The organism is Streptomyces sp. 142MFCol3.1 (genome assembly GCF_000424945.1).
Taxonomy (GTDB): Bacteria; Actinomycetota; Actinomycetes; order Streptomycetales; family Streptomycetaceae; genus Streptomyces; species Streptomyces siamensis.
The window spans coordinates 49,852-70,488 of record NZ_AUKV01000002.1; the positions used below are offsets into that span (position 1 = coordinate 49,852).

The following is a 20,637-nucleotide window of genomic DNA, read 5'->3' on the forward strand; positions in this document are numbered from 1 at the left end:
GCAGCGTCGCGCACCCCGCTCATCGGGCGTCTCCCTCGGCGCTGCCGGGCCCGGCAGTTCCGGCGGTCCCGTCGGCGAGCACCCCGAGAAGGTCCTCGGCGAGCTCCGGCTTGAGCAGTCCGTGGGCGAGCGCGCGGTCGGCGGTGGCGCGGGCCATCGCCAGATAGCCCGCGACGGTCTGCGGGGCGTGCCTGCGCAGCTCGAAGACGTGCGCCGCGACGGTGCCGGCGTCACCGCGGGCGACGGGGCCGGTGAGGGCGGCGTCGCCCGAGCGGAGCGCGTTGTCCAGGGCGGCGCCGAGCAGCGGGCCGAGCATCCGGTCGGGGGCCTCCACGCCGGCGGCGCGCAGCAGGTCCATGGACTCGGCCACCAGCGTCACCAGGTGGTTGGCGCCGAGCGCGAGGGCCGCGTGGTACAGCGGCCGGGACTCCTCGGCGATCCACTCGGGCTCGCCGCCCATCTCGATCACCAGGGCCTCGGCGGCCAGCCGCAGTTCCTCGGGCGCGGTGACCCCGAACGAGCATCCGGCGAGCCGCTGGACGTCCACGGGGGTGCCGGTGAACGTCATCGCGGGGTGCAGCGCGAGCGGCAGCGCGCCGGCCCGGAGCGCGGGGTCCAGCACGCGCGCGCCGTACCGCCCGGAGGTGTGGACGAGCAGCTGGCCGGGCCGCACGGCTCCGGTCTCGGCGAGCCCCTCCGCGAGACCGGGCAGGGCGTCGTCGGGGACGGTCAGCAGCACCAGGTCGGCACGCTCCAGGACCTGGGCCGGGGACACCAGCGGCACGTCGGGCAGCATCTCGGCGGCCCGCCGCCTGGAGGCGTCGGAGACCCCGGAGACGGCGACCGGCCGGTGCCCGGCGAGCTGCAGCGCCGCGGCGAGCGCGGGGCCGACCCGGCCGGCCCCGACGACACCGACGGTCAGCCTGGCGGGGCGGTCCTTGGGATCTTGCTGTGGGGATGTACTCACTCGACGGCGGCCTTCCGTTCCAGTCCGCTCGGGGTACCGGACGATTTCTCGTCATGTTAACGCGATTGGTCCGAGCGGCTGTTTCCTCGTCCACAGCCTGTGGGTTTCCGCAGGTCACGCGGGTGCCGAAATCGGGGTGCTTCGTCAGGTCGGCCCGCGGGATGATCCGGTCATGAGTGACAGGACGCAAGAGGCGGCGGGACGGCACGGGGACGGGACGGCCAGGGACCCGCAGGCGGGAGCGACGGCCGGCGCGGAGCCGGCGGACGGGGGGAAGGAGCGGCGGGCGGCCGCGTGGCGGGCGGCGCGTCGGGTGCTGTGGCGGCCCAGCTTCCGCGACACGGTCCGCGAGCGTCTGGCATGGCTGGCGGAGAACGCCGAGGGCGTGTACGACCTCGACCGGCCGGTCGACATGTACGGCGACGGCATCGTCGAGACCCTGGAGGAACGGGTCGCGGACCTGCTCGGCCAGGAAGCCGCGGTCTTCTTCCCCACCGGCACGATGGCCCAGCAGGTCGCGCTGCGCTGCTGGGCGGGCCGCACCGGGAACACCACGGTGGGGGTGCACGCGCTCAGCCATCCGGAAGTCCACGAGCGGCATGCGTTCAGCCAGGTCAGCGGTTTGCGTCCGGTCCGGGTGACGGACGGGCAGCGGCTGCCGACCGCGGCGGAGATACGGGACTTCGACGAGCCCTTCGGGGCGCTGATGCTGGAGCTGCCTCTCAGGGACGCCGGTTTCGTGCTGCCGTCCTGGGAGGAGCTGTCCGAGGTGGTGGAGGCCGCCCGGGAGCGCGACGCGGTTGTCCACTTCGACGGCGCCCGGCTGTGGGAGTGCACCACGCACTTCGGCCGCCCCCTGGAGGAGATCGCGGGCCTCGCGGACAGCGTGTACGTGTCGTTCTACAAGTCCCTCGGCGGCCTGGGCGGGGCGGCGGTCGCGGGGCCCCGCACGCTCGTCGACGAGGCGAAGGCCTGGCGGCACCGGTACGGCGGCATGGTCCTCCAGCAGTTCCCGACGGCCCTGGCCGCGCTCGTCGGCCTGGAGCGGGAGCTGCCCCGGCTGCCCGAGTACGTGGCGCACGCGCGCGTGGTCGCCGCCGCGCTGCGCGAGGGGTTCACGGAGGCCGGGGTGGCGTGGGCCCGCGTGCACCCCGAGCAGCCCCACACCCACCAGTTCCAGGTCTGGCTGCCGTACGACGCCGACGTCCTCACGGAGGCGGGCACGGCACAGGTCGAGGAGACGGGGGCCGGCCTCTTCGGGCAGCGGTGGGGGCATGCCGGCCCCGGCCTCGCGTCCACCGAGGTCACGGTGGACGCGGCAGGGCTGGAGTGGACCGCCGAGGACGTCAGGTCGGTCGTGAAGGACCTCGTGGAGCGGCTGCCGCGCTGACGTGTACGGCGGGCGCGGCCGAGCCGGCGCGCCCGCCCTCCCGGCGCCGCAGCCGCGCCCCCGCACGGGGTCAGCAGCCGGCCTGGCGGCGGCGCCCGTGCAGCAGACGGACCATGGCCTCCCGCATCCGGCCGTGGGCCGGGTGTCCCGCCAGTACGGCCCGGAACTGCCGCTGGACGCGCAACTCGCGCACGAGCCGCCGGTCGTGCCGGCCGGGCGCCGGGGGCACGGGCTCGCCGTGCTGCCGGGACCGGTAGGTGTCGAGAAGGTACTGCTGGGTGATGCTCACGGCCGGTCGCCTCTCGGGACGGGAGATGGGATCCGAAGGCCCGCGGTTGCCCCGGTGTCCTCCCAGGCTGCGCCCGCTCCCGGCACATGTCGCCCCGATTGACGGGCGGCGTCAATCGACGGCGGCGTTGTCGGTGGCGGGGTGCACCATGGGGGCATGAGCGTGCACATCGACATCTCCGGGCTGCGCCGGGAGCGGATCGCCGTCGTGCCTTCCCCGCTGGCCGAGCTCGGGATGGCGCTGCACGCCCTCGCCGAGCCGGGGCACCATCCGGGCCTCCAGGCCTGGGCGACCGGGGTCACGACCCGGCTCGACCCGCATCTCGCCGACCGGATGTGCGAGGCGGACTTCCTGTGGCGGACGACGTTCTCGGACCTGTTCCTGCCCTTCGCCGGCATCCCCGGCGGGAGCACCCTGCCGGGCGCGACCCTCGCCGACGACCTGGACCTGCTGGACAAGCTGACGGACGAGCAGTTCGTGGACGCGGCGCTGGAGTTCACCTGCGCGCTGGCGTACGGCTCGCAGGAGCCCGGCTATCTCTCCGATCCCGAGGTGCGGCGCCGCGCCGTGGACCTGGCCGCCTCACGCGGACCGCAGCAGACCCGCTTCACGCAGCGCCTCCTGGAGGATCCGCCGCGCGTGCGGGCCTGGCTGAGGCAGTTCCTTCAGGACTGCGACGAGGCGTTCTTCGCGGAGACCTGGTCCCGGCTGCGCCACCAGCTCGCCGCGGAGGCCCGCCACAAGACGGATCTGCTGCGGCACAAGGGCCCCGCCGAGGCGCTGACGTCCGTCTCCCCCGCGGTGTCGCTGGACGAGGCGGCCGGGCGGCTCACCGTCGACAAGCTGACGGAGGGGCACACGGTCACCGCGGACGGCGGTCTGCTCCTCGTCCCCACCAGTCTCGGACGGCCGCACCTGATGGTGCTGCACCGGCCCGGCTGGCAGCCCGTGCTGCACTACCCCGTCGGCTCGCCCGAGCTCGCCGCGCCGCCTTCCGTCGAGGAGCTGTCCCGGCGGATGACCGCGCTGTCCCACCCGGTCCGGATGCGGATCTGCCGTCATCTGGCCCGCAGCGCGTACACCACCGGCGAGCTGGCGCAGGTGCACGGGATGACGGCACCCGAGATATCCCGCCACCTGGGCGTGCTCAAGAAGGCGGGCCTGATCTCCACGCGCCGCCGCGGCCGATACGTGCTGCACCAGCTGGACGTCACCGTGGTGGCCCGTCTGGGCAGCGACTTCCTGGAGAGCGTGCTGCGCTGACGCCCGCACGGCACGCGCCGCAGGCCCGGTCGGCCGTCCGGGGCCCGTGAGTCCCGCGCCGACGTCGTGTCCCCTGCCGACGTCGTGTCCCGCGCCGGCCTCCGCGCGGCACACGGCACCCGCCCGCAGGCCGGCCTGCCCGGGCCGACGTCGGGCAGGAGAAGCCGTTCCGCCCGGGTCGAAAGCCGTTCTACCCGGGTCAGAAGCCGTTCCACCCGGGTCGAAAGCCGTTCCACCCGGGTCAGTCGAACCGGATGTGCCGCACGCCCGTCCACGCCCTGCGCAGCCGCCCCCGCAGCGCCCCGTCGCGGTTCGGCGTGAGCGTCAGCCCCGCCAGTACGGCGATCCGGTCCGCGGTCTTGGCCACCGTCGTGTGGTCGGTCCACAGGTGTTCGGCGAACTCGGGCTCGCGCAGCCGCTCCAGGCAGTGGTCGAGCTGCTGCACTGCCCAGCTCTCGCGGCGCAGCGGGGCGTCCTTGCCCGCGACGTACCGCAGGAGGTGCCCGAAGCCGCGCTCCCGCAGCCGCTCGAGCACGGTCTCGCGCTCGGCGAGCAGCGCGAAGTGCCGTACGTCGTGGCCCCGTTCGCGCAGCCGGCCGACCGTCTCCTCGAAATAGCGGGAGTTCGTGACCGTCATGGGGGCGATGACCACGCCGTCGTGCTTGGCGAGGGCGAGGTCCAGCACCTCGACCACGCCCTCGCGCCAGGACGCCAAGTCCTGGAAATCACCGCGCAGTTCAGGAGGCAGCATCCGCCGCAGGCCGAAACCGGCGTGTTCCGGATCGCAGATGACGCTGCCGGGCAGCCGTCGCCGGATCTCGTGTGCGGTCTGTGTCTTGCCGCCCCCGAAGGGGCCGTTGATCCACAGGAGCATGCGCAGACCCTAGTGGCCGCCGGTCACGCCGGGGTCACGCCCCGGTCGGCCCCGGGTCAGCCGTGTCCGCCCGCGCGCACGAGCCCCGTCTCGTAGGCGAGCACGACCACCTGCACCCGGTCGCGCAGCCCCAGCTTGGTCAGGATGCGCCCGACGTGCGTCTTCACGGTCGCCTCGGACAGCACGAGGCGGGCCGCGATCTCGCCGTTGGACAGACCCTGCGCGACGAGGACCATGACCTCGCGCTCACGGTCGGTGAGCCGCTCCAACTCCTTGTGCTGCGGCTGCTTGCCCGCGCTGGGCAGCATCGGAGCGAAGCGGTCGAGCAGGCGCCTGGTGGTGGAGGGGGCGACCACGGCGTCGCCGCTGTGCACGGACCGGATGGCGGTGAGCAGCTCTCCCGGGGGCACGTCCTTGAGCATGAAGCCGGAGGCGCCGGCCTTCAGCCCGGAGAAGGCGTACTCGTCGAGGTCGAAGGTGGTCAGGATGAGCACCTTCGGCGGGTTGGGATCGGAACAGATCCGCCGGGTCGTCTCGACGCCGTCCAGCTTCGGCATGCGAACGTCCATCAGGACCACGTCGACCGCGGTGGTGCGCAGCACCTGGAGGGCCTCGACCCCGTCGCCCGCCTCGGCCACGACCTCCATGTCCGGCTGGGCGGCGAGCACCATCCGGAAACCGGTGCGCAGCAGCACCTGGTCGTCGACGAGCATGACTCGGATCGCCATCGGGGTCCTCTTCCCTCTCCACCAAAGGCCGAAAAGCTTTGGGAACAGCCAGAAATATTCAGAAACGGTCGAAAACGGTCGTTACAGGTGTCAGTGGGCCGTGGTCAGTGGGCCGGTTTCAGCGGCAGGAGCGCGCTGATGCGGAAGCCTCCACCAGGCCGTGGTCCCGCGTCCAGGGTGCCGCCGACCATACCGACGCGTTCCCGCATGCCGATCAGGCCGTGGCCCTGGCCGTCGGCGCCGCCCTCCTCGTACAGCTCGTGGGGCGCGCCCTTGCCGTCGTCCTCGACGAGCAGGCCGAGGCCGTCGTCGAAGTAGACGAGGCGCACGCTCGCGCCGGTGTTCGGGCCGCCGTGCTTGCGCGTGTTGGTGAGCGCCTCCTGCACGATCCGGTACGCCGTGAGCTCCACACCGCTGGGCAGCGGGCGCGGGGTTCCCTCGACCTTGAAGTCGACGGGGAGGCCCGCGGTGCGGCACTGCTCGATGAGGTCGTCGAGCTGTTCGACGTCGGGCTGCGGCACGTACTCGCCGCCCTCCTGGTGCTCGCCGGTGCGCAGCACGCCGAGCAGCCGGCGCATCTCGGCGAGGGCCTGGCGGCCGGTCCCGGAGATGGTCTCCAGCGCCTTCTTGGCCTGGTCCGGCGCGGTGTCCATGACGTAGGCGGCACCGTCCGCCTGGACGACCATCACCGAGACGTTGTGCGCGACGACGTCGTGCAGCTCGCGGGCGATCCGGGCGCGCTCGGCAGCGACGGCGACCTTGGACTGCGCCTCGCGCTCCTTCTCCAGGCGCGCGGCCCGCTCCTCCAGCTGGGCGAGGTAGGCACGGCGGGTGCGCAGGGAGTCACCGAGCACCCAGGCGAGGGCGAAGGGGACGGTCTGGAAGACGGCTATGAGGACGACGTTCAGACCGCCCGCCTCCTGGGCGGGCCAGCGCAGCTGCGAGAGGAACCCCGCGCAGAGACCGCCCGTCAGCGCGAACCGGGAGGCCCAGCGGGCGCCGTCCGCCGCGACGGTGAAGATGATCACCATCATGGCGAAGTCGGCGGGCATCACCTCGACGTCGGTGATCAGCTGGAGAAGGCCCAGCACAGCGGCCAGCACGAGCATCTTCTCCGGCATGCGGCGGCGCAGCGCGACGACGACGCACAGGAGCACGGCGATCGGGAACGCCACGGCGGGCGCCCCGTGCTGCTCCGGGGCCCCGTTGACGCTCACGAGGTTCACGCAGGTGATCCCGAACAGGACGACGGCCCAGAAGCTGTCGACCCATGTCGGGTGCCTGCGGAGGAAGTCATAGAGGCGCTGCACGTAACCCAGAGTAGGGAAGCGTGCAGTGTGCAGGGGTCAACCGGAGGGTCGATCCGCAACCGGTGCTCGTACTCCCCAAGGTGGAGGCTCACCCCTTCCTGGCGGCTGAAGCCCCCTGGCGGCCCGGTCCCGGACCCGGTCGGCCGGGACGGGTGTCCGTACCGTCGCGGCGCCGTTCGCCGGGACTCCCGCCGGGCCGGGCCCCCTGTCCGGGCCTGCCCGGCGGCCGGGCAGGCCTAGCCTGGCCCCGTGAGACGTGAGGCGGCGGGCGAGTGGCGGGGTTGGCGCGAGGCGACGGAGGAGGCGCTGTACGGGCCCTCCGGCTTCTACCGCAGGTCCGAGGGCCCCGCCGGACACTTCCGCACCTCGGTGCACGCCTCCCCGCTCTTCGCCGGTGCCGTGGCCCGGCTGCTGTGCCGGGTCGACGAGGCGCTCGGCCGCCCCGCCCGGCTCGACTTCGTGGACATGGCTGCGGGCCGCGGCGAGCTGGTGACCGGCGTGCTCGCCGCGCTCCCCGCGGAGGTGGCCTCCCGCGCGCGCGGGTACGCGGTCGAGCGCGCCGACCGCCCCGCGGGCCTCGATCACGGGATCGAGTGGTCGGCCGGGCCCCCGCAGGGGATCACCGGGCTGCTGTTCGCCAACGAGTGGCTGGACAACGTGCCCGTGGACGTCGCCGAGGTGGACGCCGAGGGAGTACGGCGCCTGGTCCTCGTACGGGAGGACGGCACGGAACGTCTCGGGGAACCGGTGACGGGGACGGACGAACGGTGGCTGCGGCGCTGGTGGCCGCTGCCCGCGCGGGCGGCGTCCCCCGTGGGTGCCCGGGCCGAGATCGGGCTCCCCAGGGACATCGCCTGGGCCGCCGCGGTGGCGAGCCTGGGCCGCGGGCTCGCCGTCGCCGCCGACTACGCGCACTTCTCCGCCGGCCGACCGCCCTTCGGAACGCTCACCGGCTTCCGGGAGGGCCGGGAGACGGCTCCGGTGCCGGACGGGTCGTGCGACATCACCGCGCACGTGGCGCTCGACGCGTGCGCGCTGCCCGGAGCCCGTGTGACGACGCAGCGCACGGCGCTGCGCGCGCTGGGCGTGAGCGGTGCGCGCCCCCCGCTCGCGCTCGCCTCCACGGACCCGGCAACGTACGTGCGCGCGCTGGCGGGCGCGGGGGCCGCCGCCGAGCTCACCGCGTCCGGGGGTCTCGGCGACTTCGGGTGGCTTCTCCAGCCGGTCGGGATCCCGACGGCCCGGTTCGAGGACCTGCTCGATCCCGGCGACCTGCTCGCTCCCACAGACCCCTACACGCCCTGAGCGCGCGCCTCCCGCACGACGGGAGGCACCGGACCTGATGGGAGGGGGCCGGTCCCGCGGGCCGGCCCGGCGGGACCCTCCGGAGGCACTACTTGTCGATGTCCCCGACCACGAAGAACAGCGAGCCCAGGATCGCCACCATGTCGGCCACCAGCGTGCCCGGCAGCAGCTCGGTCAGCGCCTGGATGTTGTTGAACGAGGCGGAGCGCAGCTTCAGCCGGTACGGGGTCTTCTCGCCCTTGCTGACCAGGTAGTAGCCGTTGATGCCGAGGGGGTTCTCGGTCCATGCGTAGGTGTGGCCCTCGGGCGCCTTCAGGACCTTGGGCAGCCGCTGGTTGACGGGCCCCGACGGCAGCTCGGCGAGCCGGTCGAGGCAGGCGTCCGCGAGGTCGAGCGCGTTGTGGGTCTGCTCCAGGAGGCACTCGAAGCGGGCCAGGCAGTCGCCCTCCTGGCGGGCGACGACCTTCAGGGTGTCCTGGAGGTCCCCGTACGCGAGGTACGGCTCGTCCCGGCGCAGGTCGAAGTCCACCCCGGAGGCGCGCGCGATCGGCCCGCTCACCCCGTACGCGTGCACGGTCTCCGGCGCGAGCACCCCGACACCGCGCGTACGCCCCCGGAAGATCTCGTTGCCGAGCACCAGGTCGTCGTAGATGTCCATGCGCGAGCGCAGGGCCGCGACGCAGGCACGCGCGCGTGAGGTCCATCCGGCGGGCAGGTCCTCCTTGAGGCCCCCGACCCGGTTGAACATGTAGTGCATGCGCCCGCCGGAGATCTCCTCCATGACGTGCTGGAGTTCCTCGCGCTCGCGGAAGGCGTGGAAGATCGGCGTGATCCCGCCCAGTTCCAGCGGGTAGGAGCCGAGGAACATCAGGTGGTTCAGGACGCGGTTGAGCTCGGCGAGCAGCGTGCGCATCCACACCGCCCGCTCGGGGACCTCCATGCCGAGCATCCGCTCCACGGCGAGGACCACGCCCAGCTCGTTCGAGAACGCGGACAGCCAGTCGTGCCGGTTGGCGAGCATGATGATCTGGCGGTAGTCGCGCGCCTCGAAGAGCTTCTCCGCCCCGCGGTGCATGTAGCCGATGACCGGCTCCGCGTGCTGGATCCGCTCGCCGTCGAGCACGAGCCGCAGCCTCAGCACGCCGTGGGTCGAGGGGTGCTGGGGGCCGATGTTGAGCACCATGTCGGTGCTCTCCGCGGCGCCGCCGATACCGACCATGGTCTCCGTCGTAGGAGTCATGGTGACAGTCTCTCGTACGTACGCTTGCCGTATGGAGACGGGGACCACGGAAATCGCCGGGGCGGAGCCGGTCTGGACCGGACTGCCTCCCGGGCTGCTGCGGATGCGGCGGCTGCTGCTTGTGGTGTGGCTGGGGCTGCTGACGATCGCGGTGGGCCTGCTGACCGGGCTGCTCGTCGCCCCCGTCTGGGCGGCCTTCGCCCTCCTCCCGCTCGCCCTGATGGCGTGGGGCTGGCACATGCTGGGGCGCAACTGGCGTTCCTGGCGGTACGCGGAGCGCGCCGACGAGCTGCTGATCAGCCGAGGTGTGCTGTGGCGCGAGGAGACCGTCGTGCCGTACGGGCGGATGCAGCTGGTCGAGGTGACCTCCGGGCCCGTCGAGCGGCACTTCGGGCTGGCGAGCGTGCAGCTGCACACCGCGGCCGCGGCGACCGACGCGTGCATCCCGGGCCTCGACCCGGCCGAGGCCGAGCGGCTGCGCGACCGGCTGACCGAACTCGGCGAGGCACGATCGGCGGGGCTGTGACGACGCCGCTGCCGGGTGCGGAGGGCGCCGTGCCGACGGACGGGGCGGAGGGCGCCGTGACACGGGACGGGGCGGAGGGCGCAAAGGGCGCCGCACCACGGGACGGCTCGAAGGGCGCGGGGGGCGCCGCGCCGGGGGGCGGGCCTCCCTCGGAGCGACGGCTGCACCCCTTCACCCCCTTCCGGCGGGCCTGGGCGCCCGTCGCCGTGATCGCCGGATGGGCCGTGCACGACCCCAACCAGGCTCAGGAGCAGCTGACCAGGCTCACCACGACCGCGCTGCTCGTCGGGCTCGCCGTGTTCGTCCCGGGCGCCGCCCTCTACGGCTTCCTCAGCTGGTGGTTCACGCACTTCGCGGTGACCGGCACCGAACTGCGCATCCGCACGGGCCTGTTGTTCCGCCGCACCGCGCACATCCGGCTCGACCGGCTCCAGGCCGTCGACGTGACCCAGCCGCTGCTGGCCCGCGTCGCGGGCGTCGCCAAGCTCAGACTCGACGTCATCGGCACGGACAAGAAGGACGAACTGGCCTATCTCGGTGAGGGCGAGGCCCGAGCGCTGCGCGCCGAACTCCTCGCCCGTGCGGCGGGGTTCGCGCCGGAGACCGCCCACGAGATCGGCGAGGCGCCGGTGCGGCGGCTGCTGCACGTACCGCCCGGCGTCCTCGCCGTCTCCCTGATCCTCACCGGCGCGACCTGGGGCTCGCTGGCCGCCGCGGTCGTCGTACCGCCGCTGCTGTGGTTCGCCACCCACAGCGTGTGGACGGTCCTCGCGACCGGGTTGCCGTTGCTCGGCGCGGCGGGCGCGAGCAGCGTGGGCCGGTTCGTGGGCGAGTACGACTGGACGGTGGGCGAGTCGCCGGACGGCCTCCGCATCGACCACGGGCTCCTCGACCGTACGCACGAGACGGTGCCGCCGGGCCGTGTGCAGACGGTACGGATCGTCGAGCCGCTGCTGTGGCGACGGCTCGGCTGGGTACGCGTGGAGCTGGACGTCGCCGGGTCGTCGAACTCCGTGCTCGTGCCCGTCGCCCCGCGCGAGATCGCCGAGTCGGTGATCGCCGAGGTGCTGCCCGGGGTGACGGTGCCGTCGTCCCTGTCCCGGCCGCCGCGCCGGGCCGGCTGGTGCCTGCCGGTCTGGTGGCGGGGGTACGGGCTCGCCGTGACCGACACCGTCTTCGCCGCCCGGCACGGGCTGCTGCGTCGCAGTCTCTCGCTCGTGCCGCACGCGAAGGTGCAGAGCGTACGGCTGACGCAGGGGCCCTGGAAGCGCCTCAGGAAGGTCGCCGACGTCCATGTGGACACCGGGGCCGACAAGACCGTGACGGCTCGGCTACGGGACGCCGAGGAGGCGGCGCGGCTGCTCCAGTCCCAGGCCGACCGGTCGCGGACGGGGCGGCGGGAGGCTCTGCCGGACCGGTGGATGGCGTGAGGGCGGTGGCGCCCGGCCACCGCCCTCGTCCTGGTACCGCCCGACCTGTCTGCCGGGCCCCGCGCGCACCACGTCGCGTGGTCCGTCCGCGCGGATGGCGGACGGCGGTGTTCCGTCCTCGGGAGACCGCGCTGTGCGGGCCTCTGACGGCCGCACCGCGCCGGACTCCCGGAAGATCGGGTCACGCGGGACTTCTCGGAAGACCGCGCCGCGCGGGACTCGTCAGGAGACCGCGCTGCGCAGCACGCCCACGTCGATCTGCTCGGTCTCGTCGTGCGCGGTCAGGTCGATGACCTGTCCGACGCCGCGGGCCGCTTCGTCCGCCGGCTTGAACCCGGCCTCCGCCTCGGCCTTGTGCAGGGCGAGCGCCTCCTGGCCTACCACGTCGGCGAGGTCCTCGTTCTGCACGGCCTCCAGCGCGTCCGCGGACGACTCCTTCTGCGTACCGAAGAAGTCGAAGCCACCCTCGACCGAGGGGCGCCGCACGGGGGCGGCCGGTGCCACGGCCACCGCCGTCGGAACGGTGAAGTGCCCACCCGAGGAGGGCTTGGCAGGCAGCGCGGCCCGGGGCTGCTGCGCCGACGGGGACGACGGGGCGGGCACGGGCTGCTGCGCGTCGGCGGTCGCGTGCTGGTGCTCGCCGACCGCCTCGGACTTCCCCCGCGCCTCGCCCTCCTCCGCCACGGCGTCCGCGGACGGACCCGCCTCCCTGCGGGCCGGGCCCGCCTTCGGGGGCTCCGCGCTCGCGGCGTGCGACGCGGATCCGCCCGCGGCCGGCTCACCCTTCGCGGACCCGACGGCCTTCGCGGACCCGACGGCCTTCAGGGACGCGCCCCGGGGGGCGTCGCTCTTCGCGGCGGCGGCACCGGACCCCTCCGAGCCGGACCCCTCCTTCTCGGAGGACGTCACGTCGCCCGGCGCGGACGCGGTCGTGGTCTTCGCCTCCGAAGCGCCGCTCGCGATGCGGCTCAGGGCCGCGTTGGCCCGCAGGAAGAGCGAGGAGCCCGCCGGGGAGAAGACCTGCGGCACCTCCGGCGCGTCGGCGTCGTCGGCGTCATCCGCGTCGTCGGCGTCGTCCGCCGCGGACTCGGGGGCCTCGGCCGGCTCGGCGGTCTCGGTCCAGGGGACCTCGGCCGCCAGGCTCCCGGTCGCCTCGGGCGTGCCCTCCTCGGGCACCGCCTCCAGGGCCGCATCGGGACCCGCCGACTCCGGCGCCGACCGTGCGGCGGGCAGCGCGCGGGCCGGGACGGTCGCCTCTATGGCGAGCTGCCGACGGCCCTCCAGGGCAGTCGCCCGTTCGGTCTCCGCCGTGGCGTACCGCCGCAGCAGCGCCGCGTGCTCGTTGCGCAGGCCCGCCAGCTCCGAACGCTTCGCGCGCAGCCTGTGCTCCAGCTTGCTGCGCAGCGCGCGGGACTCGTCGAGGTCGGCCTCCAGTTCGGCGACGCGTTCCTCGTGACGCCACTCGTCACTCGCACGCGCGCGCGTGAGGTCGGCGACGCTCCTGCCCGCCTCGGCGTCCCATCGGCGCATGACGACCGCGCCGACCACCGCCGTCAGCGCGGCACCGGCGGCCAGCGCACGGAGCACCACCGGCTCCGTGAACAGCCATGGCCCCACGGCACAGACGAGCGAGACACCGGCGATCGCCGAAGGAGGCAGCAGCCTGTGCAAGGGCGGGGAATGGCGGTGACGTCCACGTGGCATGGCCAGAAACTTACCGCGCGTAGGCGAATCTTGGAGCCCCGCCCGGTAAAAACACGGCTACTGCGAAGCGCATGTCCGCGAACGCGCGGAATGAGAGCGTCCCGCATTCGCCCCGGGGAACGTGTTCGATCTTGATCTCGACTTCCGGAGTTCGAAAAGGCTCCCCTGCCGGGCCCTCGCGCGAAGGGGAATTCGGGCCCGCCTCAGCGGTCGCTGAGCCGTCCGCTGATCCATTGCAGGGTCGCCGGGATCTCCCGCCGCCAGGTGTTGAAGTTGTGGCCGCCGCTGTCGAGGATGATCGACGAGATCCGGGTGCGCCGATTGGCCTTCACGAGGTCGATGAAGTGCAGCGTGTCCGGGTAGTTGGACTCGCCCGACCTGCTGCTGCTGACGAGCAGTGAGGTGTCCGGAGCGGGCCTGTTCTTCAGGTACCAGCGCAGGTCGGCGCTGTCCCGCAATACCTTGTCGCCGCGGAAGAGGTCGCCGGTCGTGGGGTCGATCGGCGCCTTGTAGTACGCCGAGAGACCCGCTCCGGCCGCGTACGCCCCGGGATGGTGGACAGCCAGTTTCAGTGCACAGTAACCGCCCGTGGAATCGCCGACGACGCCCCAGCTCCCGGGTTTCCTGCCCACCCGGTAGTGCGCGGACACGGCGTCCGGAAGGTCCTTGGCGAAGAACGTCTCCGTCTGCGGGCCGCCGGGGACGTCCACGCACTCGGTGTCCCGCGGAGGCGCGACGGTCGGCCGCAGCATGACGAGGATCATCGGCTGCATCCTGCCGTTCTTCGCCAGCCTGTTCGCGGTCTGCGGGTAGTGCAGTCCCTTGATGAGCGCCTCGGCGGTGCCCGGGTATCCGGTGAGGACGGTGACAGCGGGAAAAGTGCGGGCCCGGTACTGCGGCTGGAAGTACTCCGGGGGCAGATAGACGTACGCCGGCGTGGCGATGTGCGTCGTCCGGCCGACGACCGTGACCTTCTGGATCTGGCCCCCGACCCGGGGACGGGAACCGCCCGACACGTTCACCTGCTGGGTGTCGACCACTTGGAGGGGGCCGCCGCCCGCACCCGCGGAGCCGTTGTGGTCGACGACCACGCCCTGGCCGCTCTCCCGGCCGAAGAGGTCCGCCCAGCTGGCGTAGAACCCGAACGCCTGGTTCACGCAGAGGCCGACCGAGGCGAAGACCGCCACCTGGGTGGCCAGCAGCAGGCCGATCCGTCCGCTGACGGCCCGCCAGTTCCCGCGGGCCAGCCGCGGCCACCACCACACCGTGCCGACGAACAGCAGAACGGCGAACAGCACCGCCACCACCAGCACCTTGTTGCTCGTCAGACCCATGGGCTGTTCCGCCTGCGCTTTCCGTCCCGGATCCGCATCGCTCCTTCGCGCGTGCTTGCCCCGGACTTTCCTTGCCTTTTGAAGCGGCTTTCCGAAGGGGAGTGAACCTGTCTCCCCAAGACACCGTCCTAGAGGGCGCAATGTCGCCGGATGCCTGATTTGGCACCGGATCCAAGGTCTTTCGCGGAACTACGGGATGCGATGTCTGTCAGGATAGATGGGGAAATGTCGATCGAGGTTCCGAGTCGAACAGGCGGGACGCGAGGCATACTCCGGGGTCCGCGTCCCGAAGCCGTCCCCGCCCTGGTCGCCCGGGCCTGCATGCTCGTCGGACTCCTGGACGTCGCCGCCGGCGTCTTCCCGCGCTTCCGGCGCAGCCGCATGCACGCCATCGCCGAGGTACTGCCCGGCGCCCTCGGCCCGTTCGCCGCCGCGCTCTCGCTCAGCGCGGGCGTGCTCCTACTGCTGCTGGCCCACGGGCTGCGCCGCCGCAAGCGCCGGGCGTGGCGCGCCGCGGTGGTCCTGCTGCCCGCGGGCGCCGTCGCACAGTTCGCGTACCGCCACTCGGTCATCGGCGTCGTCATCTCCGCGGCCCTGCTCGCGCCCCTGCTGCGGCACCGGGGTGAGTTCGCGGCCCTGCCCGACCCGCGCAGCCGGTGGCGGGCGCTCGCCAACTTCGTACTCATGGGCGCCGGTTCCCTCGCCCTCGGACTCGTCATCGTCAGCGTCCACGGGAACCGCATGGTCGGCGACCCGAGCCTGGCCGACCGCATCCAGCACGTCCTGTACGGCCTGGTCGGCTTCGAGGGGCCCGTCGACTACAGCGGGCCCACCTCCTGGACGGTCGCCTTCTCGCTCGGCGCCCTCGGCCTGCTGACCGCCGTCACCACCATCTACCTGGCCTTCCGTCCCGAACACCCCGCCGCCCGCCTCACCGAGGACGACGAGGCCAGGCTGCGCGCCCTCCTGGAGAAGCACGGCGGCCGCGACTCCCTCGGCCACTTCGCGCTCCGCCGCGACAAGGCCGTCGTCTTCTCGCCCAGCGGCAAGGCCGCCGTCACCTACCGCGTGGTCTCCGGGGTGATGCTCGCCAGCGGCGACCCCATCGGCGACGTCGAGGCCTGGCCCGGCGCCATCGAACGCTTCATGGACGAGGCGAGGGCACACTCCTGGACACCCGCCGTCATGGGCTGTTCGGAGACGGGCGGCGAGGTGTGGACCCGCGAGACCGGGCTCGGCGCCCTCGAACTGGGGGACGAGGCGGTGGTGGACGTCGTGGATTTCTCCCTGGCCGGGCGCGCGATGCGGAACGTGCGCCAGATGGTGAAGCGCATCGAGCGGGCTGGTTACGAGACACGGGTACGGCGCATCCGTGACCTCGGCGAGGGCGAACTGGACCGCATACGACGCGCCGCGGAGGACTGGCGCGGCACGGACACCGAGCGCGGCTTCTCCATGGCGCTCGGCCGCATCGGCGACCCGGCCGACGGGGACTGCCTGATCGCCACCGCCCACAAGGCCGACGCCGAACCCGGCCCCTACGGCGACCTGAAGGCCGTCCTCCACTTCGTGCCGTGGGGCACGGACGGCGTGTCCCTCGACCTCATGCGCCGCGACCGATCGGCCGACCCGGGCATGAACGAACTCCTCATCGTGGCCGCGCTCCAGGCGTCCCCCCGGCTGGGCATCGAGCGGATCTCCCTCAACTTCGCGATGTTCCGTTCGGCACTGGCCCGCGGCGAGAAGATCGGCGCGGGGCCGGTGCTGCGCGCCTGGCGGGGGCTGCTGGTCTTCCTTTCGCGCTGGTTCCAGATCGAGTCCCTCTACAAGTTCAACGCCAAGTTCCGCCCGCGCTGGGAGCCCCGCTTCGTCGTCTACGCGTCCTCCCGCGACCTCCCCCGCATCGGGTTCGCGGCGATGCAGGCGGAGGGCTTCGTGAGTCTGGCCCTCCCCCGCCCGCTGAGCCGCCGTTCCCCCGTGCCCCGGCCGTGCGCCCACGCACCGGCCGAGCACGGCATCAGGGCGGCCTGAGGGGTGTCACGGCCCGGCCCACACGTGCGCCGTCCCACCCGGCCGGCCCCGCTCGGGGCACCGGCCCGCACGTGCCACACGTCCGCCGGTCCTCGCGGACGTGTGGCACGGACCTCTCAAAACACCTGAATGCATTCGACAGGAACCATCCGGGGAAACCCCCGGCCGACGGGACGGAAGCACCCCTGCCCGCCGCGGGCGAAGCGGCCCCCGTCAGGGGCCTAGGCTGGACGTATGAGCAATGAGCGCGGGCGCGGCCGAGTCGTGGGGCTACCGACGTGGGACCGCTGCGCGGTCATGGGCGTCGTCAACGTCACCCCCGATTCCTTCTCCGACGGAGGCCGCTGGTTCGACACGACGGCAGCGGTCAAGCACGGCCTCGGCCTGGTCAGCGAGGGCGCGGACCTCGTCGACGTGGGCGGTGAGTCCACCCGCCCCGGCGCCACCCGCGTCGACGAGGCGGAGGAGCTCAAGCGGGTCATCCCCGTCGTCCGCGGCCTCGCCTCCGAGGGCGTCACCGTATCCGTCGACACCATGCGCGCCTCCGTCGCCGAGCAGGCCCTCGCCGCCGGCGCGGCCCTCGTCAACGACGTCAGCGGCGGTCTCGCCGACCCCGCGATGATCCCCGCCGTCGCGGCCGCCGGGGCCCCCTTCGTCGTCATGCACTGGCGCGGCTTCCTGGAGGGCGGGAACGTGCGGGGGGCGTACGGGGACGTCGTCGCCGAAGTCGTCGACGAGCTCCACGCGCGTGTGGAGGCCGTACTGGCCGGCGGCGTCGCCCCCGACCGGATCGTCGTGGACCCGGGGCTGGGCTTCTCCAAGGACCCCGAGCACGACCTGGCCCTCCTCGCCCACCTCGACAGACTGCGCGACCTCGGTCACCCCCTGCTCGTCGCCGCCTCCCGCAAGCGTTTCCTGGGCCGCGTCCTGGCGGGCCCCGAGGGCTCTCCGCCCCCCGCCCGCGAGCGGGACGCCGCCACCGCCGCCGTCTCCGCGCTCGCCGCCCAGCAGGGCGCCTGGGCGGTCCGTGTCCACGAGGTCAGGGCCACCGCCGACGCCGTACGGGTCGCCCGCGCCGTCGAGGGAGCCCGGTGAGCACCCCGCGGACCGACGTCGAGCAGGTCGAGCTCGCCAACACCGCCTTCTACGAGGCGATGGAACGGGGCGACTTCGAGGAGCTGTCCTCGCTGTGGCTGGACACGGAGCCCGGCGGCATCGACGGCGAAGGCGCGGTGGTCTCCTGCGTCCACCCCGGCTGGCCGGTCCTCAACGGACGCGGCGAGGTGCTGCGCTCGTACGTGCTGATCATGGCCAACACCGAGTACATCCAGTTCTTCCTCACCGACGTGCACGTCTCCGTGGCCGGCGACACGGCGCTGGTGACCTGCACCGAGAACATCCTGAGCGGCGCCCCCGCCCCCGAGGACAGCGACGAGCTGGGCCCGCTGGTCGGCCAGCTCGTCGTCGCCACGAACGCGTTCCGGCGTACGGCCGAGGGGTGGAAGCTCTGGTCGCACCACGCCTCCCCCGTCCTCGCCGAATCCAACGAGGAAGAGGACGAGAACACCGCCGGTTGAGTGGGCGGACGGCCCACAGGGACCAAGAAGTGGTTGGAATCACCAGTCGCGGGGTAGGGGCGGCTACCAACCCGTGAGCTGCCGCGTTCCCCAGGGGAAACGCCGGGTGAAGCCTCGCCGCCTTCGCCCGGCACGCGCCCCCGTGGGCGATCGCTGTCAGTGCCCGCAGGTAGATTCGTTTGAGGCCGGTGTGCCGACCGCACTCGGTTCACGGCCGCCGCTACCGACGATTGCAGGAGTGATTCGCGTGGATCGTGTCGCGCTGCGCGGCCTCAAGGCCCGCGGGCACCACGGTGTCTTCCAGAAGGAACGCGAAGAAGGCCAGACCTTCATCGTGGACCTGACACTGGGCCTCGACACCGGGCCGGCCGCGGCCGACGACGACCTGGCGAAGACCGTGCACTACGGCATCGTGGCGGAAGAGGTCGTCGCCGTCGTCGAGGGAGAGCCCGTCGATCTCATCGAGACGCTCGCCGAGCGCATCGCCCAGACGTGTCTGAAACACGAGGGAGTCCAGGAGGTCGAGGTCTGCGTCCACAAACCGGACGCTCCGATCACGGTCCCCTTCGACGACGTGACCGTCACCATCACCCGGAGCCGAGTATGACCGCCTTCTTCACCGAGGGTCAGAGCGACCCGACCGTACAGCCGGTACCCGCCTCCGTGGTGAAGCAGGTGGACGCCGCCGACACGACCCTGAGCAACCCCAAGCGCGCCGTGATCTCCCTCGGCTCGAACCTGGGCAACCGCCTGGAGACCCTCCAGGGCGCCATCGACGCCCTGGAGGACACCCCCGGCGTCCGCATCAAAGCGGTCTCCCCCGTCTACGAGACGGAGCCCTGGGGTGTCGAGCCCGGCAGCCAGCCCTCGTACTTCAACGCGGTGGTGGTCCTCAAGACCACCCTCCCCCCGTCCTCGCTCCTGGAGCGGGCGCACGCGATCGAGGAGGCCTTCCACCGCGTGCGCGACGAACGCTGGGGCCCGCGCACGATCGACGTGGACATCGTCGCGTACGCCGATGTCGTCTCCGAGGACCCGGTCCTGACCCTCCCTCACCCGCGCGCCCACGAGCGGGCCTTCGTCCTCGCCCCGTGGCACGACGTCGAACCCACGGCCCAGCTCCCCGGCCGCGGACCCGTCGCCCAGCTCCTCACCCTGCTCACCCGGGAAGGTGTCGCGCCCCGCGCCGACCTGGAACTCCGGCTGCCCGAGTAGTCGTTAAGGTCGAGACGACCACGGGCCCGACGACCGACCGCCGGACCGGACGACCGCCTGTCGGCGGGCCAACCGAAGGGGCAAAGTGAAACAGCTGCGCATCAGGACGCTGGCCGCCGTGTTCGTCGTCGCCGGTGTCCTGTCCTGGGCGGGTGCCCGCCTGTGGAACGCGGTGGGCACGCTCCCCCGGGTTCCCCTCGCCGCCCCCATCGTCCTCGCGCTGATCGCCGTGGTCCTGCTGGCCACGGCGCTCTCGCTGCGCGCACGCCTCAGGGCCCAGCGTGAGCGGCGCCCCGGCGCCAAGGGCGTGGACCCCCTGATGGCGGCCCGCGCGGTCGTCTTCGGCCAGGCGAGCGCCTTGGTCGCCGCCCTGGTCACCGGGATGTACGGCGGCGCGGGCGTGTTCCTCCTGGAGTCCCTGGAGATCCCCGCCATCCGCGACCAGGCCATCTACGCCGGGCTGTCCGTCGTCGCCGGAATCGGCGTCATAGCGGCCGCCTTCTTCCTGGAGCGGGTCTGCAAGCTCCCGGAGGACGACGACAGCGACGGCGGCACGGCCCCGGCCGCGTGACCTCCGCACCGCCCGACGAGCGGGACCACCGGCCCGCCGACGGCCCCGACAGCACGATCCCCCTCCGGTCGGCGAGTCGTTCGCCGATCGAAGGGGGAGCTGTTCACAGGGGACCGGACGCCACCGGGGATCCGGTCAGCGCGCCAGTATCAGGCTCATCGCCTCGGCACGGGTCGTGGCGTCCCGGAGCTGACCGCGCACGGCGGACGTCGTGGTCTTGGCGCCCGGCTTGCGGATGCCCCGCACCGACATGCACATGTGCTCGGCCTCGATGACCACGATCGCGCCCCGCGCGTCCAGGATCCGCATGAGGGAGTCGGCGACCTGGGTGGTGAGCCGCTCCTGCACCTGGGGACGGCGGGCGAACACCTCCACCAGCCGCGCGAGCTTCGACAGTCCGGTGATCTTGCCCGACTCCGCCGGGATGTAGCCGACGTGCGCCACACCGTGGAACGGCAGCAGGTGGTGCTCGCACAGGGAGACGATCTCGATGTCCTTCACCAGGACCATCTCGTCGTGCCCGAGGTCGAAGGTCGTCGTCAGGACGTCCTCGGGCTCCTGCCGCAGACCCGCCAGGAGCTCCCTGTACGCCCGCGCCACACGCCCCGGCGTCTCCTTGAGGCCCTCACGGTCCGGGTCCTCACCGACGGCGAGGAGGAGCTCCCGCACCGCGTTCTCGGCACGCTTCTCGTCGAACTCGCCGATCACGCCCTCGCCGTCCAGCGTCACGGGGTCGGTCATGTGGTCCTCGTTCCTGTGGATCTTGCGCGTGCCGGTCGACGCGTCCAGACATGCGGGCGTATCAAACGAAAGCCGCGCCCCCCAGGCTAGAACCTGGGGGGCGCGGCTTTCATTCCGGGCCTGGCGGGGGCTCCGGGAGCCT

20 protein-coding genes are annotated in these 20,637 nt (G+C 72.9%); 11 read left to right on the forward strand and 9 right to left on the reverse strand.

Going from position 1 to position 20,637, the window contains the following annotated elements; all coding sequences use genetic code 11:
* Positions 1 to 19: 19 nt before the first annotated feature.
* A complete protein-coding gene (locus H305_RS0102705; RefSeq protein WP_028799054.1) occupies positions 20 to 967 on the reverse strand; it encodes a Rossmann-like and DUF2520 domain-containing protein in 948 nt (315 codons plus the stop codon).
* 172 nt (positions 968 to 1,139) lie between these two features.
* Here H305_RS0102705 and H305_RS0102710 point away from each other — a divergent pair, with 172 nt between their 5' ends.
* On the forward strand, positions 1,140 to 2,357 hold the full coding sequence (locus tag H305_RS0102710) for a threonine aldolase family protein (protein WP_028799055.1): 1,218 nt from the start codon (positions 1,140 to 1,142) through the stop codon (positions 2,355 to 2,357).
* 70 nt (positions 2,358 to 2,427) lie between these two features.
* On the opposite strand, the gene H305_RS0102715 is transcribed toward H305_RS0102710, so the two are convergent.
* Positions 2,428 to 2,646, reverse strand: coding sequence for a hypothetical protein (locus H305_RS0102715; RefSeq protein ID WP_028799056.1), 219 nt, complete (start codon positions 2,644 to 2,646; stop codon positions 2,428 to 2,430).
* Between the two features lie 156 nt (positions 2,647 to 2,802).
* Here H305_RS0102715 and H305_RS0102720 point away from each other — a divergent pair, with 156 nt between their 5' ends.
* Positions 2,803 to 3,909, forward strand: a complete 1,107-nt coding sequence (locus tag H305_RS0102720; RefSeq protein ID WP_028799057.1) for a DUF5937 family protein — start codon at positions 2,803 to 2,805, stop codon at positions 3,907 to 3,909.
* A gap of 241 nt (positions 3,910 to 4,150) precedes the next feature.
* Here the strand turns inward: H305_RS0102720 and H305_RS0102725 are convergent, their stop codons facing one another.
* From H305_RS0102725 to H305_RS0102735, 3 genes are all read right to left on the reverse strand, one after another.
* Positions 4,151 to 4,783 carry an AAA family ATPase gene (locus H305_RS0102725; protein ID WP_028799058.1) on the reverse strand — a complete coding sequence of 211 codons (633 nt, stop codon included), beginning with the start codon at positions 4,781 to 4,783 and terminating at the stop codon, positions 4,151 to 4,153.
* 56 nt (positions 4,784 to 4,839) lie between these two features.
* Positions 4,840 to 5,511 carry a response regulator transcription factor gene (locus H305_RS0102730; protein ID WP_028799059.1) on the reverse strand — a complete coding sequence of 224 codons (672 nt, stop codon included), beginning with the start codon at positions 5,509 to 5,511 and terminating at the stop codon, positions 4,840 to 4,842.
* A gap of 104 nt (positions 5,512 to 5,615) precedes the next feature.
* On the reverse strand, positions 5,616 to 6,821 hold the full coding sequence (locus tag H305_RS0102735) for a sensor histidine kinase (RefSeq protein ID WP_028799060.1): 1,206 nt from the start codon (positions 6,819 to 6,821) through the stop codon (positions 5,616 to 5,618).
* 249 nt (positions 6,822 to 7,070) lie between these two features.
* On the opposite strand from H305_RS0102735, the gene H305_RS0102740 reads away from it, so the two are divergent.
* Positions 7,071 to 8,126, forward strand: a complete 1,056-nt coding sequence (locus tag H305_RS0102740) for an SAM-dependent methyltransferase (protein ID WP_028799061.1) — start codon at positions 7,071 to 7,073, stop codon at positions 8,124 to 8,126.
* Positions 8,127 to 8,214: 88 nt separating this feature from the next.
* On the opposite strand, the gene H305_RS0102745 is transcribed toward H305_RS0102740, so the two are convergent.
* Positions 8,215 to 9,366, reverse strand: a complete 1,152-nt coding sequence (locus tag H305_RS0102745) for an NADH-quinone oxidoreductase subunit D (protein WP_028799062.1) — start codon at positions 9,364 to 9,366, stop codon at positions 8,215 to 8,217.
* A 31-nt stretch (positions 9,367 to 9,397) separates the two neighbouring features.
* Between H305_RS0102745 and H305_RS0102750 the strand changes: the two genes are divergently transcribed.
* Both H305_RS0102750 and H305_RS44280 read left to right on the forward strand, forming a co-directional pair.
* On the forward strand, positions 9,398 to 9,892 hold the full coding sequence (locus H305_RS0102750) for a PH domain-containing protein (RefSeq protein ID WP_028799063.1): 495 nt from the start codon (positions 9,398 to 9,400) through the stop codon (positions 9,890 to 9,892).
* Positions 9,893 to 9,948: 56 nt separating this feature from the next.
* Entirely contained in the window at positions 9,949 to 11,322 is a 1,374-nt protein-coding gene (locus tag H305_RS44280; RefSeq protein ID WP_420708016.1) for a PH domain-containing protein, read from the forward strand.
* Between the two features lie 222 nt (positions 11,323 to 11,544).
* Here the strand turns inward: H305_RS44280 and H305_RS0102760 are convergent, their stop codons facing one another.
* Together H305_RS0102760 and H305_RS0102765 are read right to left on the reverse strand one after the other, a co-directional pair.
* The gene (locus H305_RS0102760) at positions 11,545 to 13,026 is read right to left on the reverse strand and encodes a hypothetical protein (RefSeq protein ID WP_037762195.1); all 1,482 of its coding nucleotides are present in this window, start codon (positions 13,024 to 13,026) and stop codon (positions 11,545 to 11,547) included.
* A 203-nt stretch (positions 13,027 to 13,229) separates the two neighbouring features.
* Positions 13,230 to 14,360 (reverse strand): alpha/beta hydrolase, encoded by a 1,131-nt coding sequence (locus tag H305_RS0102765; RefSeq protein WP_028799065.1) that lies wholly within the window; start codon positions 14,358 to 14,360, stop codon positions 13,230 to 13,232.
* A 225-nt stretch (positions 14,361 to 14,585) separates the two neighbouring features.
* Here H305_RS0102765 and H305_RS0102770 point away from each other — a divergent pair, with 225 nt between their 5' ends.
* From H305_RS0102770 to H305_RS0102795, 6 genes are all read left to right on the forward strand, one after another.
* Positions 14,586 to 16,391, forward strand: coding sequence for a phosphatidylglycerol lysyltransferase domain-containing protein (locus H305_RS0102770; protein WP_028799066.1), 1,806 nt, complete (start codon positions 14,586 to 14,588; stop codon positions 16,389 to 16,391).
* Positions 16,392 to 16,625: 234 nt separating this feature from the next.
* Positions 16,626 to 17,486 carry a dihydropteroate synthase gene (gene folP, locus H305_RS0102775; protein WP_028799067.1) on the forward strand — a complete coding sequence of 287 codons (861 nt, stop codon included), beginning with the start codon at positions 16,626 to 16,628 and terminating at the stop codon, positions 17,484 to 17,486.
* The gene (locus H305_RS0102780) at positions 17,483 to 17,968 is read left to right on the forward strand and encodes a nuclear transport factor 2 family protein (RefSeq protein WP_028799068.1); all 486 of its coding nucleotides are present in this window, start codon (positions 17,483 to 17,485) and stop codon (positions 17,966 to 17,968) included. Before folP ends, H305_RS0102780 begins: the two co-directional genes overlap by 4 nt.
* Positions 17,969 to 18,215: 247 nt before the next feature.
* On the forward strand, positions 18,216 to 18,575 hold the full coding sequence (folB, locus tag H305_RS0102785) for a dihydroneopterin aldolase (RefSeq protein WP_028799069.1): 360 nt from the start codon (positions 18,216 to 18,218) through the stop codon (positions 18,573 to 18,575).
* Positions 18,572 to 19,183 carry a 2-amino-4-hydroxy-6-hydroxymethyldihydropteridine diphosphokinase gene (gene folK / locus H305_RS0102790; RefSeq protein ID WP_028799070.1) on the forward strand — a complete coding sequence of 204 codons (612 nt, stop codon included), beginning with the start codon at positions 18,572 to 18,574 and terminating at the stop codon, positions 19,181 to 19,183. The genes folB and folK overlap by 4 nt, the downstream gene beginning before the upstream one ends.
* 85 nt (positions 19,184 to 19,268) lie before the next feature.
* Positions 19,269 to 19,754 (forward strand): DUF3180 domain-containing protein, encoded by a 486-nt coding sequence (locus H305_RS0102795; protein WP_028799071.1) that lies wholly within the window; start codon positions 19,269 to 19,271, stop codon positions 19,752 to 19,754.
* A gap of 135 nt (positions 19,755 to 19,889) precedes the next feature.
* Here H305_RS0102795 and folE read toward each other — a convergent pair whose 3' ends face one another.
* A complete protein-coding gene (folE, locus tag H305_RS0102800; protein WP_028799072.1) occupies positions 19,890 to 20,495 on the reverse strand; it encodes a GTP cyclohydrolase I FolE in 606 nt (201 codons plus the stop codon).
* Positions 20,496 to 20,637: the final 142 nt, after the last annotated feature.